The following is a 14,124-nucleotide window of genomic DNA, read 5'->3' as shown; positions in this document are numbered from 1 at the left end:
AGTCCCTAATCTAACTGCATATTAAAAAATAGTGTCACAAAATAGCATTACGAGATTGTTATATAGGTAAACAAGAAAGGAGGTGAGCTCTTGCAGCCAACCATCCCCGGGGAAGAGGAAGGAAAATGGAATGCTATTGAAGCGGTTGTAGAACAGGTCAGAGCAGGAGACAAAGAGGCATACAGTGCGATCATCATCCAGTTTGAACGGCAAATGTATACCTACTGCTATTATATCCTGAAAAATCATGCGGAGACGGAAGATGCCGTACAGGAGATCTTTATTCGCGCCTATCAAAATCTTCACCAGTACAGCAGGCAAGTATCCTTCTCAGCCTGGCTGTATAAGATGGCATACCATCACCTAATCAATTTGAAGAAGAGACAGAGCCGCTGGCTTAAGCTGATCGATCATTATAAAGAGCAGCAGCCTGTGCTGCAAATCTCCCGTCATGAGTCAGAGGTTTATGAGCTTTTGACTTTTCTCACAACTGAAGAGCGTCATATTTTACTCCTTAAGGCAGTAGAGCAGTACACCTTTGAGGAAATAGGCGAAATCATGGGCCTCAAGTCCGCAACCATACGGAAAAAATATGAACGATTGCGCCGCAAACTGATGGAATGTAAAAGCCGAAAAGGAGAGATAGCACATGGGACATTCGCCGGAACAAACGGAATTCGCTGAAATGAATGCCATCGAACAAATGATTCGTGAATCGTCTTTACCAAAGAAAAGTATGAGTTATCAAATTATGAATACGATTGGAGCGAGTGAATTGAAAAGAACATCATCCAAACCTAATTTAATGAAAAGAACAGCAGTAGTGGCCGCAGCAGCAGCCATCCTAGGTGCAGGTGTGGTGGGTACGGGATTTGTATCACCGGCAATGGCTTCAACGTTAAAGCAAATTCCTATTGTTGGAATTCTCTTTGAGGGAACCAGCAACGAAGCTTTGGATACTGCCATTAAACAAGGAATCGTAACAGAACCTAACCTGAGTGTAACCCATGAAGGAATCACGCTGAAGGTAGCTAATTTACTTTATGATGGAACCCGGTTGTCCTTCGTTTTGGAACGTGAAGGCGTAGATTTGCCGAATACAGGCTCTCCATACCTTTTTGAAAAAGATGTTGAGGAAAAGGATCAGCTTAAAGGTTATATTAAAATGCCAACGATCCTCGCTAACGGACAAGCCATTGAATATGGCGGAGGCAGCTTTGGCGACTCGCCTAGGCAGAAGAATGCTTATGTAGTTGAAGTGACTAAGGGTCTAAATTTGCCTGACCAATTCGAGCTGACCATTCAGGCGAATGTCACACAGGTGAAAGAAGCTTTTGAATTCAAGATTCCTGTGAACGTGGAGAATAAATCGATTGTTGTGAAACCAGAGGCCTCCAAATCTGACGGACAGTTCAGTTATACCGTTAAGCAACTGGATATTTCGCCGGTGTCCACCCGTTTCGTTCTGGATAGTAAGGGCCAAGTACCACAATCTCCGGGGCAAACCGGTGATTACAGCGCCAGTATGGTCTATTACGAGCTTGTAGACGACCAAGGAAATGTCGTGAATCCGAGCAGATTCGAGTATTTCAACAGCGAACCCAAGACTGAATATCAGATTGATCAACTGTTTTCTCCTTTTGCTGGCACACCTAAAACGATTACAATCAAGCCATTTACTCTTACTGTGAACAACAAGGATTGGAGCGTTGTTGGCCAAGGAAAGAACAGTGTGGGTGAGAAAACATATCTGAAAGATCTGGAATTGACCATTCCTGTTAAGCCTTAATCCATTAGAGAAGGGGACAGTCCCGCAGGTCATCAATAATGACCTGGGGATAGCTCCCTTTTTCTTTTCATAAAAAATAGGACAGGAGCTAATCCATTGAATTCTATGAAACCTGAATTGAGAAAAAAATTCGCTGGAGCAGCATTGGCAGTAACGTTGGTAATGGCAGTCACAGGCAGCGGGTTCCCTTCAATCGTTAGTGCCGAGACCTCCGGGCAATCTACCAGTTCCAATCTAGCGATTACCCACGAGGGCGTAACGCTCAGTATAACCAAAGTAATGTTTGACGGGAACCGTCTTGACATGGCATTCCGGCAGGAGGGAGGCACTGTGGGTAAGGGGATCATTATTGATATCGCGCAGATCCCGGTTTTGTCTGTTAATGGGAAAAGGATGTTATATCTTCCCTATGTGACGTCTATGCCGGAAGATGAAAGGGCAGCTTTGCTCTCTTTCAACATCCCCAAAGATGGCAAACCGCAGCTCGCGGATGAATTCAAAATGACGATAGAGGTGTACACCAAGAGCGTCAAGGAGCCATTTACCTTTACCGTCCCGGTGAAAAAGCTGAATAGTCTTGCAACCTTGCAGCCGGGTACAACTCAAAAAAGCGGGGATTTTAGCTATACCGTGGACTATTTCCAGATGACGCCGTTAATGATGGAACTCAAGCTGCACAGCAGCGGGAAAGTTCCTGGAGCAGCCAAATCCAAAGGGCGTTCAAGCAAGATGTTGTATGACATTGCCGATGAGAAAGGAAATCTAATTCAGGCAACCGTCAGCGACATCGACATCAAGCGACCGATCACAGCAAACATTAAAGAAGACCTGTTCTATGCAGCCTCCTTCAAAGCAGTGCCGAAAACCATCACAATTAGGCCATTTACGTACACCATAGACGCTAAAGGAGACATCCTGAAAGACTCAGGAAAAAAATGGATCAAGACCTATTACAAGTCCTTGGAAATGAAGATTGCAGTTGCTAAATAACAATCTTACAGGTGAGGGGAATTCACGCTGATACCAGCGCGGGTTCCTTTTTTATGCTTGAGGGATTCCAATATAGGTCAATCTCTGGGTGGTCGGCGAACGCTGGGCTGCTCGCTGCAGTGCTCACCCGTGGCCATTCCTGCCTGCAGTTATTTTCGGGCTCCCTGGCTCAGTGCTGGCTCGCGGATCCGCCGCAGATGCTGCTGCTGCTGCAAGTTGCAGCACAACCAGGTGATCGGGTTTTTGATCCGCAGCATCCGGCGCTCTTCCGGAGGCGGATGCACCAGGACCGGCGAACGCCTGGCAGCTCACTACAGTGCTCACCGGTGGCCATACCCGCCGTCTGCAGGAGTGCCTGCCGCAGTTCCCGGACTACCCGGCACGGTGCCGGCTCAGCGATCGGTAGCAGCCGGCGGCTTCCGGATGTGGATACCGCGAACGGGCATACGTCAGGCTGCTCGCTGCAGTGCTCACCGGTGGCCATACCTGCCGTCTGCAGGAGTGCCTGCAGGTATTCCCTGGCTACCCCGGCGCTGGCCGGTTCGCGGATCCACCGCAGCTGCTGCTGCCAATACATTCCTGGTGAATGGCAAGCTGAAGCGCAATCCAACAACCGGCTTATCGATCGGCACCGTAAAAGCATGCTTTTGTGGACACTTAAAAACGTCTGTTATTATGTTCCAAAATGTGGTCGGGAGCTGGGCATCGAGGAACGGTTTATTTTTGTGGACAAGCTAACCAGAATCATTAATTTATTAATATATATCTGCTATACATTAGCGCTAATACTATTATCTATTTTGATCCAATCATAGTCATTGTTTGGCCATCTCATTTTGATTTGATTCAAATCTTTATCGATCTTCCTACGATCATTATATTCTCAATAGGATCGAACATAGTTAAGTAATAGAACTATGATTCTCAATTGACTTAGCCACCACTTCATGAATTTCATCATGGAAAGAGCGGATTCCCTGTCATCCCTACCCACAGCTCGGATTGTTCAAGATGGGCTGCAAGCTGAAGCAGTAAATCTTCCCGGCCTTTAGCAGCCATTACCTGTACCCCCAACGGTAGTCCTTCTCGCGACATGTGGACGGGAACGCTCATAGCTGGCTGACCCGTCAAATTGGCGAGCTGGGTGAACGGTGTGTAGGTTAGGCTTGGTTTAAACATAGCGTAAATCATTCGCTCTTGTTCCTCTTTCGGCAATTCATGTACATGCAGCAGTTTTTCGATTTCAGCAGAGCTATGCGTTAACTCGCCAATCTTAGGAGCTGAATCCGCATTTGTTGGTGTGATATACAGATCGTAGCGGTTAAGCAGACCTGCCATTTGTGCGGCTGCAATATCCCATTCATCCAGACTATGCACAAATTCTGCCGCAGAGACTTTTCTTCCGGCTTCCCCAAGGACCCAAGTAACGATATCGACTTCACTGGAAGTAATGGTACGTCCCATCATTTTTTCCAGCGATACGAACATCGCTGCCACTTCGCCAGTATTCATCGTATAGTAATTCTCCATCAGCCTAACACCATTTACTGGACTTAGCTTTTCTTCAACTTCATACCCCTCAGCTTCGAGCCATTTTACAGTTTTGAGCACAGCAATGACTGCTTCATTCGTTACAGGAGTGCCTACTGGAGAAGCTGTTGTGAACGCTATGCGCAGTTTTCGCTGTGCTGGCTTGAATAGATCGTCTAAATAGACGCCCGGATATAGTGGTGTTTGAAAAGCAGCCTCTGGCTGCACAACCTGTAGTAGATCCAGCATGGCAGCACTATCGCGTACGGACCTTGTCAATGCAAAGTCAATAGAAGCGCCTTGCCATTGACGACCGACACCTGGTCCTACTGGAGTACGTCCACGGGTGGGCTTCAGTCCGAACAAGCCGGTGAACGAGGCAGGGATACGGATCGAGCCGCCACCATCACTAGCACCCGCTGCCGGAACAATACCAGAAGCTACAGCTGCAGCTGCACCACCACTTGAACCGCCGGGGGAATATTCGGGATTCCACGGATTACGTGCCGGGCCATGAAGGACGTTCTCGGTAATGTTTTTGAGGCCGAATTCTGGTGTATTCGTATGTCCAAGCGGAATGAATCCGCCGTTTCTGATTCGTGCTACATAGTTCGAGTCACGTCTGGCAATATTGTCTTTCATAAGCAAGGCACCCGAAGTAAGAGGTTCTCCAGCGATAGCTTGGGAGATATCCTTGAGCAGAAAAGGAACGCCAGCAAACGGGCGAGTGCTATCATGAACAGGCATATCGTCAGCTTCCTTAAGAGCAGCTTCTCTACGAGTGCGTACGACCGCATTAAGAACTGGATTAACTTCATCGAGCCGAGCAAAAGCGGCTTCGACAAGCTCACGAGGGGAGACTTCACGTGCTTTGACAAGCGAAGCAAGCCCTAGAGCGTCATATGTAGAATAAGAAAAGGACATGATAGATAACCTCTTTCGAATAGGCGTGAATTGCCTGTATTTTATATATAACAATGTATCATTTATCGTCAGTAAAGGACGACCAAGCCCTTTCTTCTGATCCCATTATACATCTCGATAGTAATGATTTGAAAATGGATATCTGACATCTATCAATTCTTTTTTATGCCCGATTAGGCTATACTTAGTGTTAAATGGATCTTATGGGGTGTACTGATGAACGAAGATAAATATCAGAATGTTGATGGACTAATGGAAGCTTTCCAGCAATTTGCCAGGATGAATTGGCGTAAAACTACAGTCTGGGGATTGAAGCCAAGTGAGGTTCGGATGTTGGTTTCTTTAAAGCTCGGCAAGGAACGGGAAGGGAAGAAGGGCCAGACCGTATCAGATATCAGCAAGTTTCTTAAAGTCACTTCTCCTACGGTTACACAGATGGTCAATAGTCTGATTGCACAGGGATATGTAGTGCGTTCTGCCGATGCCCAGGATCGCCGAATCAGTGAGATCACGCTTACGGAAAAAGGAGAGCATTTGGCCGAAATGGCTGTGACGAAATCCCGAAATACCTTTAAAGGCATGATTGATTATATGGGTAGAGAAAAGACAGATTCGTTAATGGAGCTGTTAAACGAAGTCTACGATTATTTCGAAGAATTGAACGATCAACCAACCGAATCCTAATCTCCTTCACATAAAAAAGAGATGCCGCACAGCCAAAGCTGTTTACGGACATCTCTAATGTATATTTATTTGTGATTAATGTGCAGCAGGTACTGACTTTTCAAGGTTTTTGCCTTCGCTTTTTCCCTCTGTAGTTACCTCTGTTTTTTTCTCACCACTTCGTAACGGAATCTCTTTAAGGAACAGGACAAGCAATGCTGCGATGACTAACAGTGCCGTGCCGCTTAAGAATACAACCGTCAGAGAATCGCTTAGTGCGTTCCGCAGCATCTCAATCAATTGATTGAAGAGCGGCTGGATCTGCTCTGGCAGCGTTGCGTGCAGTTCCTTCAGCTTAGGCTGATCTAGCAGCATTTGCGGATTCATAAATGCGGAAAGCTGTTTAGCGGATTCAGGGTCAAGTTTGGTTAAATCTGGACCCTTGCCAGAGGACACTGCTGCCTCTAGTTTATTCGTTAATGAAGTGTTCATGATGGTACCCATAATAGCGATACCGATGGTTCCACCTAAATTACGGAACAAAGTATTTGTAGCAGTAGCAACCCCTAGCATGGAGGGAGCTACAGCATTTTGTACGGTTAAGGTAAAGACAGGCATCGATAGTCCTAAACCAATCCCGAAGACAATCATGCTGACTACGGCCATCGCAATGTTGCTCATAAAGGCCATTATGATCATGGCTACAACCATAAATGGCATACCCATCAGGGCATAACGCTTGTATTTACCTGATTTGGAGATCCATCTACCCACGAGCGTACTAAGTACAATCATTGCCAGTGACATTGGCATATTAATGAATCCCGAGTTGGTTGGGGAGACACCTTCTACACCTTGGACAAAAAATGGCAGATAGATCATTGCGCCCATCATACCGGCATTCATCAGGAAGCCGACAACCATGGAGATGGTTACGATGGAATTCTTAAATAAGGATAATGGCAATACTGGACTTTTAGCTTTTCGTTCAATCAGAATTAAAATAATAACTCCGAGAATAGATGCCCCGAACAAGCTGAGAATCTCTGGGGAACCCCATTCATATTTTGTACCCGCCCATGAAAAGCCGAGCAAGAGTGCAACAATGGTAAGGGAAAGGAAAATGGAGCCTAAGTAGTCAATGGATTCTGAAGTGGAGCGTGCAGTTTTAGGGAACATTTTCCAAATCATGAAGAAAGCCACGATACCGAAAGGCAAGAAGATCCAGAAGATCCATTTCCAAGCCATGTGATCCACCATGAAGCCGCCAAGGGTAGGACCAATTACACTAGAGAATCCAAATATGGCCATCATAATTCCAGTCCACTTGGCTCTCTCTCTAGGAGCGAACAAATCACCTACAGCGGTTACGGTAGCCGACATTAGAATCCCGCCGCCAAGACCTTGAATCCCGCGATAAGTGATCATTTGGAAAATATTTGTCGACAATCCGGACAGGAAAGCGCCTATAATAAAAATAACGATCCCCGCTAAGAGGAATGGTTTTCTTCCATAGATATCGGATAATTTGCCGACAAGTACGGTAGCGATTGTAGAGGTGAGCATATAGATGGTAATTACCCAAGTATAATGTTCAATGCCTCCTAACATCGCAATAATTCGGGGCATTGCAGTACCCACAATGGTCTGGTTGATTGCTGCGAAAAACATAGCCGCCATTAAAGCAATCATAATTGTAACTTTTTTCTTTTGCGTAAGATGCTCCAGAGCTGTTCCTCTCCTTTAACTTCTATATATTGTAGTTTGGGAATTCATGTCTTGATAATTAGGTAGCCAAACTATCATTTATGTATAATACACAAATTCATCATTTAGCACAACTGTTTAATTATTTAATTTTTATGGAAACAGAATGTGATTTGGACTTGATTTTTTGGAAATAGGTAAGTAATCTAATTAGATTGAGTTAAATTGGAGGTGCCCTATGGATACTCAAAATAGTCAAGAGCAAAAGCTAATTATAGCCTTTGAAAATATTAAACGTTTGACCTCTCGTCCGTCCTCAAAGGAAGTGATTTCGTATAGAGAATTTATGATGATGTATGTCATAAACAATTTAATGAAGCGAAAGAAGCTTTCAGACGAAGTCGAAGAGCAGCAGGGAGTCATGATTTCTAGATTAAGCGACTTGCTCCAAATTAGCAGACCTACTGCGACACAAATGGTTAACAGTTTGGAGGAGAAGGGTTACGTGGTGCGAACAACGTCCGATACCGATCGGCGGGTTGTATATATTGGTCTGACGAATAAAGGGGAGCAGATTTATGATTCCCAGATGGCTACTTTTTCAGGTATTTTAAGTGAAGTTACGGAAAAGGTGGGTAAGAAAGAGATCGACCAGTTGATTTTTCTATGTGATCGTTTTCAAGAAGCGGTGCATGAAGTCAGAAGCCGCCAGCTTTTTACTCAATCCGATGAAGATCCGCTCGTTATGGATTCCGTATAGCGACCATTACAAAAAAAGATATTTCGGTGCCTCTGCCCGGAACGTCTTTTTTAAATTATAAGAAAGTATAAGTTTCACGATATACTGTATCCTTATAATTCTCGCATAAACGCTCACCGTCCCTTAAAGGACGCCGAAGGCGTTTTAGCTTGCAGCATCCAGAGCAAGGAGGAATTACAATCAGAATATTAGCGATTAGCGACATTCACGGAAGCTATTCCGAATTCAACGCATTATTAAAAAAAATAAACTATCGGCCATCCGAGGACAAGCTCATCCTGATGGGGGATTATGTGGATAGAGGTCTCAATAGTAAAGGAATTGTGGATCAAGTTATGGCCCTAAAGCGGGAATGGGACGTCACAGTTCTAAAAGGCAATCATGATAAAATGGCCTATGACGCGCTCACCAGCGAGGATGATAAACTGGATACGCATTGGCTAAACAACGGTGGTTTGTATACATTGATGAGCTATTGTGAGGCGGATTCTGACTTTTTTAAAGCGGATTTTGGCTGGCATGATTATATGCTGTTGAAAGAAGAAATTAGACAGAAATACAAACATCATTTGGATTTTCTAAGTTCATTGCCACTTTATCATGAGACGGAAGACCATATCTTTGTCCACGCAGGCATTAATCCATTAATAGCGGATTGGAAGCAGCAGGATCCATATGATTTTATCTGGATCAGAGAGCCATTTTATACGAATCCTGTAGTTAGCACTGACAAAACGGTTATTTTCGGTCATACCTCGACGATGGATCTACATGATTCGGAAGACATCTGGTTTAGTCCGCTGGGCGATAAGATTGGTGTGGATGGTGGATGTGCCTATGGTCAACGTCTGAACTGTTTGGAGATTTCTGGAGGGGCATACAGCACACATTTTGTTCGGAATGGGGAGAAGCCTTGAGCTGTCTCTCTTTTTTTTAAATAATAGAAAGTATAAGTTTTTCACCTATCCTTTGTAGAATAGCACTGTATTTAACGCCAACTATGTATAAAATAAAGAATAGGGGGTGTAATAGATGAATGCAAACAACAAATATCATATCCTCATGCAAGGGACTATCAGCAACAATGTGAGCGAAACCTGCAAGGAGTTTGGCATATCCCGGACGATCTATTATCAGTGGTGTAAAGCTTACCAAGAGCAGGGGATGGATGGACTGGCAGAGAAGGAACGAAAGCCGGTAATGCCTAATAAAGTGGATAAGCGAACGGAAAGATTGATCTTACAATACGTTGCCAAATTCCCTGAAGATGGACCCAAGCGAATCTTTTACGAACTGCAGGATGAGGGTGTGAACATAGGGGAGTCAGGTATTTATAATGTGCTGCGTCGAAATGGACTTAGTAAGAGAATAGAACGGGAGGCTTACGCCAAAGAAGTTAAAGCAAAGAAGCGGGACGGCGCGCAAGCGGCTAACAGCAGAGGGTGTAAAGAGAAATCCAAACCTCTGGACTATAGGATGAAAAATCCGGAAAATGCTCATCCCGGGTATATGTGCCAACAGAGTATTAGCTATATGGGAGTGTTCCCAAGGGTAGGAAAGGTGTATCAATACGTGGTCTACGATGCCTATTCCAGATTAGGCTTAGTCAAGCTATATAATCGGAAGTCCGCCATTCATTTTATCGATTTTATGGATTTGAAGGTCATCCCATTGATGAAGACCTTAGAATTCCAAATTGATAATCTGGTTACGAACAAGAGTCGTGAATTTACTACGAACTGGGATAGAGGTAAACATAAATACAGCGATTTTTTACATAAGAACAACATAAATCAAGTAGCTATTACTGCAGATCAGACAGAAGTATTTCAGCCCTTACAGCAATTTGTAGCAGTGTTGACGAAAGAGTTCTATCAGCAGGCTTGGTTGGATGATACGATTGAATCCTTTGAGACTTTAGAAAAGCGCTTACACGAATATTTGAGGATCTATAACTTCAGCAGGGTGATCACAGACGGACCTAATCAAGGTAAAATACCATCGGATGTCGCACTTGAGTATGCAGGTCAGCGTGAGACCTTGCCATTATGGTTATTTACAAGGAGATAACGGATGATGACTAATATGAAGTATGAAGACAGAATAGGGATCATCGGTGCAGGGATTTCTGGGGTTACAGCTGCTTACCAGCTCGCGAAAAAAGGATATAACCATATCACTCTCCTTGAGAAGTCAGACCGAGTAGGTGGCAAGTGTCATTCGATTGAATATAAAGGGAAAACCTATGAAATGGGAACCCTAATCGGCTTGCCAACTTATAAACATACGATTGAACTCATGAGGGAGTTTGATCTTATGGATAAGGGGCCACTCTTGGAACGGGGATTTTTTGATACAAATGGGCGAAAAACTACTCAGATTCCTATGGACCAAATTCAGATGTTTACCCAAGAATTCAAACGGTTGCCGGAAATTTTGAAACGTTATAAGTCACTACAAGAACCGGGTTTTCTACACTTACCGGCAGATCTATGTCAGCCCTTTTCAGATTGGTGTACGGAGAATGAGCTATCTGTAATTGGGCAGGTATATATGCATTACTTCAATACTTTTGGTTTTGGGAGTATTCAGGATGTGCCGGCCGCCTATGTATTGAAATTTCTTACTTATGATAATTTATTATCCTTTATTGAGATCACTCACATGATAACCTGGCCTAAGGGAGTCACTGAACTCATTAGAAGAATGGCCGATCAAGTAGAGGATCTGCGTCTGACTTGTGAAGTGCTACATATGGAGCAAGAGGAAAATGGTCAAGTTCGGGTGGAAACAAACCAGGATATCTTTTATTTTGACAAGGTTATTTATACTGCTTCCTTAGAGCATCTGGGCGATATGATTCACTTATCTTCGGTAGACAGAGCATTATTTGAGTGTATAATCTACGAACGGTTTCGGGTATATGCCTACAGAGTGAAGGGGTTGCCGGAGCTTTCTGGGTATATCCCCTGCAATATGAATCCTGAACGCAAGGGACATATGATGGCATGGTATTACAGGTGGGCAGATATGGGAACAACGGATCTAGTTACGGTTTATGTAGCGGAGAATGATGAGATGACAGATCTCGAGATGAGGGAAAAGGTAGAAAATAAACTTCGCGAGCTTGGCGGTGAGAATATCCGTCTGTATATGATGAAGCGCTGGAAGCAGTTCCCCCATGTAGATTCTAATGCGATCCGTGAAGGCTTCTATGAACGGCTTGATCAGATGCAGGGAAGAGATAAGATCTATTATGCTGGAGAAATCATGAATTTTCCTACACTGGAGAACTGTATCGTATATTCGAAATACTTAGTTGAAAGATTTTTTTAAAAATGAGTGAGTAGTAAGCCTTGTCCACAAAGAAATTTGTCGGCAAGGTTTTTTGTATTGCATAAAGTATATATTTTGGGCCTCTCACAAAGTAACTGAGTAAGCATTAAAGCAAAACTTCACTTTGTGGGGGATATTTTACGTTCGAGTTAGGTTTACAGTTTGTAGTTCTGTAGGCATGGTTTCTAATAGATTCCCTTACTTGGGGTAGGACCTTGGATGAATTCCAGTCCTATTGATGTGTAAACTCAACTCGAAATGAGACTATGAAAACCTTGATAAATCAACGTTTTGAGCGGTTTGATCGTTCGAAGGAGGATGGGATATATTGGACTCAAGACATAGCTTATATACAAAATATGCGAATGCTTACGAAGCTAGTTTTGCACGAAGACAATCAGTGATGTTTATGCTCACAAAACTTTTAGGAGGAATGCATTATGTTTTTATTCGAATCGATTCCTTGGTACTCTGCTCTAATGTGGTTAGTGGTACTTGCAGGATTAATGATTTTCAACGAAATAGCTCGAAGAAGCAAGTGGTTCTCAATCATTCTGTTTATCGTTGTCCCTATTGTTCTTACCATAGCGGTCTGGCCGAATACGGCAGGCGAAGGCTCCAGTACTGGAACATGGTTTCACTGGGTAAAAGTATATTCTGCCTTGGCAGGATGTATAGGGTTTATGGCTATCCGTTATGTTAAAGGATGGGACAAAAATAAATATATATTAATGTTCCCGGCTATTATCCTTGCAGTTAACATTCTTGAAGCAGTTATCCGTGATTTCCAAGTGTACAGCTTGCAAGGCATGGTGGATGGCGTAATGATGGTAGGTGGTCCTTGGAACATTATGAACGGGATCGCAGGTATTCTGAACATTATTACGATTTCTGGTTGGATGGGTATTGTTATTAGTAAAGACAAGAGTAAGGATATGTTGTGGCCGGACCAGCTGTGGTTCTGGATCATTGCTTATGACATTTGGAACTTTGCCTATGTATATAACGCAGTTTCTGACCATTCCTTCTATGCAGGTGCAGCTCTTCTGATCTCTTGTACAATTCCAGCATTCTTCTTCAAAAAAGGAGCATGGCTACAGCACCGTGCACAAACCTTGGCGATTTGGATGATGTTTACAATGTCGTTCCCGGCGTTTGTTGGCGATTCAAAGTTCTCCGTACAATCTTCTCACAGCGAAACGGCGCTTTGGGTTGTGAGTGCATTATCTTTAGCAGCTAATATTGCAGTGTTTGTCTATCACTTCTATAAAATTACCAAACATAAACGCAATCCGCTTAAAGTGGAAGTGTATACAGATTTAGCGGCTTATAAGACGATTGCCGAGAGTGCAAAATAATAGAAGGCTTAATTGCTTCTTTAAGAATCCGCGCCTAGCGCGGGTTTTTTTATGGAATAGAATCTATAAAATTTCGAGATTGCTGACAAATATATGCGAAAAACCAAATACAATGTGCCGCCAGTAACGTAAACGAGCCGAATGTATGCGAAAAACCAAATACAATGTGCCGCCAGTAACGTAAACGAGCCAAATGTATGCGAAAAACCGAATACAATGTGCTAATGGTAACGTAAACGAGCCAAATGTATGCGAAAAACCGAATACAATGTGCTGATGGTAACGTAAGCGAGCCAAATGTATGCGAAAAACCGAATACAATGTGCTGATGGTAACGTAAGCGAGCCAAATGTATGCGAAAAACCAAATACAATGTGCTGATGGTGATGTAAACGAGCCAAATGTATGCGATAAACCAAATACAATGTGCCGACGGTAACGTAAACGAGCCAAATGTATGCGGAAAACCAAATACAATGTGCCGACGGTAACGTTAGCGAGCTGAATGTATGCGGAAAACCGAATACAATGTGCTGATGGTAACGTAAGCGAGCCGAATGTATGCGAAAAACCAAATACAATGTGCCGCCAGTAACGTAAGCGAGCTAAATGTATGGGGAAAACCGAATACAATGTGCCGCCAGTAACGTAAACGAGCCGAATGTATGCGAAAAACCGAATACAATGTGCCGACGCTAATGTAAACGAGCCAAATGTATGCGAAAAACCGAATACAATGTGCCGACGCTAATGTAAACGAGCCAAATGTATGCGAAAAACCAAATACAATGTGCCGCGAGTAACATAAACGAGCCAAATGTATGCGAAAAACTGAACACAATGTGCCGACGGTAACGTAAACGAGCCAAATGTATGCGAAAAACCAAATACAATGTGCCGACGGTAACGTAAGCGAGCCAAATGTATGCGAAAAACCAAATACAATGTGCCGACGGTAACGTAAGCGAGCCAAATGTATGCGAAAAACTGAACACAATGTGCCGACGGTAACGTAAACGAGCCAAATGTATGCGAAAAACCAAATACAATGTGCCGACGGTAACGTA

General features: G+C 43.7%; 12 protein-coding genes. 9 read left to right on the top strand and 3 right to left on the bottom strand.

Annotated elements, in window-relative coordinates; all coding sequences use genetic code 11:
* The first annotated feature begins 90 nt into the window (after positions 1 to 90).
* The 3 genes from ACQKMP_RS06880 to ACQKMP_RS06870 all read left to right on the top strand — a co-directional run bounded on the left by ACQKMP_RS06880 (position 91) and on the right by ACQKMP_RS06870 (position 2,779).
* The gene (locus tag ACQKMP_RS06880) at positions 91 to 684 is read left to right on the top strand and encodes an RNA polymerase sigma factor (protein WP_042186048.1); all 594 of its coding nucleotides are present in this window, start codon (positions 91 to 93) and stop codon (positions 682 to 684) included.
* The gene (locus ACQKMP_RS06875; RefSeq protein WP_076284283.1) at positions 650 to 1,789 is read left to right on the top strand and encodes a DUF4179 domain-containing protein; all 1,140 of its coding nucleotides are present in this window, start codon (positions 650 to 652) and stop codon (positions 1,787 to 1,789) included. The genes ACQKMP_RS06880 and ACQKMP_RS06875 overlap by 35 nt, the downstream gene beginning before the upstream one ends.
* 105 nt (positions 1,790 to 1,894) lie before the next feature.
* Positions 1,895 to 2,779: a DUF5643 domain-containing protein gene (locus ACQKMP_RS06870; RefSeq protein WP_427469220.1), complete on the top strand. Its 885-nt coding sequence runs from the start codon at positions 1,895 to 1,897 to the stop codon at positions 2,777 to 2,779.
* Between the two features lie 123 nt (positions 2,780 to 2,902).
* On the opposite strand, the gene ACQKMP_RS06865 is transcribed toward ACQKMP_RS06870, so the two are convergent.
* Positions 2,903 to 3,103: a hypothetical protein gene (locus ACQKMP_RS06865; RefSeq protein ID WP_341061514.1), complete on the bottom strand. Its 201-nt coding sequence runs from the start codon at positions 3,101 to 3,103 to the stop codon at positions 2,903 to 2,905.
* Between the two features lie 633 nt (positions 3,104 to 3,736).
* Positions 3,737 to 5,233, bottom strand: a complete 1,497-nt coding sequence (locus ACQKMP_RS06860) for an amidase (protein WP_427469056.1) — start codon at positions 5,231 to 5,233, stop codon at positions 3,737 to 3,739.
* Between the two features lie 216 nt (positions 5,234 to 5,449).
* Here ACQKMP_RS06860 and ACQKMP_RS06855 point away from each other — a divergent pair, with 216 nt between their 5' ends.
* Positions 5,450 to 5,917, top strand: a complete 468-nt coding sequence (locus ACQKMP_RS06855; protein ID WP_042186061.1) for a MarR family winged helix-turn-helix transcriptional regulator — start codon at positions 5,450 to 5,452, stop codon at positions 5,915 to 5,917.
* Positions 5,918 to 5,992: 75 nt separating this feature from the next.
* Here the strand turns inward: ACQKMP_RS06855 and ACQKMP_RS06850 are convergent, their stop codons facing one another.
* Complete coding sequence (locus ACQKMP_RS06850) at positions 5,993 to 7,624, bottom strand: MDR family MFS transporter (protein ID WP_427469219.1); 1,632 nt, start codon at positions 7,622 to 7,624, stop codon at positions 5,993 to 5,995.
* A 217-nt stretch (positions 7,625 to 7,841) separates the two neighbouring features.
* Here ACQKMP_RS06850 and ACQKMP_RS06845 point away from each other — a divergent pair, with 217 nt between their 5' ends.
* The 5 genes from ACQKMP_RS06845 (at position 7,842) to ACQKMP_RS06825 (ending at position 13,057) form a co-directional block, all read left to right on the top strand.
* Positions 7,842 to 8,363: a MarR family winged helix-turn-helix transcriptional regulator gene (locus tag ACQKMP_RS06845; protein WP_052404196.1), complete on the top strand. Its 522-nt coding sequence runs from the start codon at positions 7,842 to 7,844 to the stop codon at positions 8,361 to 8,363.
* 149 nt (positions 8,364 to 8,512) lie between these two features.
* Entirely contained in the window at positions 8,513 to 9,280 is a 768-nt protein-coding gene (locus ACQKMP_RS06840; RefSeq protein ID WP_427469055.1) for a metallophosphoesterase family protein, read from the top strand.
* A 115-nt stretch (positions 9,281 to 9,395) separates the two neighbouring features.
* Entirely contained in the window at positions 9,396 to 10,433 is a 1,038-nt protein-coding gene (locus ACQKMP_RS06835; RefSeq protein WP_427469054.1) for a helix-turn-helix domain-containing protein, read from the top strand.
* Between the two features lie 3 nt (positions 10,434 to 10,436).
* Positions 10,437 to 11,699, top strand: coding sequence for an FAD-dependent oxidoreductase (locus ACQKMP_RS06830; RefSeq protein WP_427469053.1), 1,263 nt, complete (start codon positions 10,437 to 10,439; stop codon positions 11,697 to 11,699).
* Positions 11,700 to 12,139: 440 nt separating this feature from the next.
* The gene (locus tag ACQKMP_RS06825) at positions 12,140 to 13,057 is read left to right on the top strand and encodes a DUF5692 family protein (RefSeq protein WP_042186069.1); all 918 of its coding nucleotides are present in this window, start codon (positions 12,140 to 12,142) and stop codon (positions 13,055 to 13,057) included.
* The last annotated feature ends 1,067 nt before the right edge of the window (positions 13,058 to 14,124 follow it).

This window comes from Paenibacillus sp. NPDC101420 (assembly GCF_050277435.1).
Classification (GTDB): Bacteria; Bacillota; Bacilli; order Paenibacillales; family Paenibacillaceae; genus Paenibacillus_AQ.
The sequence above is the reverse complement of the archived record's forward strand: the minus strand, read 5'-3'. Positions and strand labels throughout refer to the sequence as shown.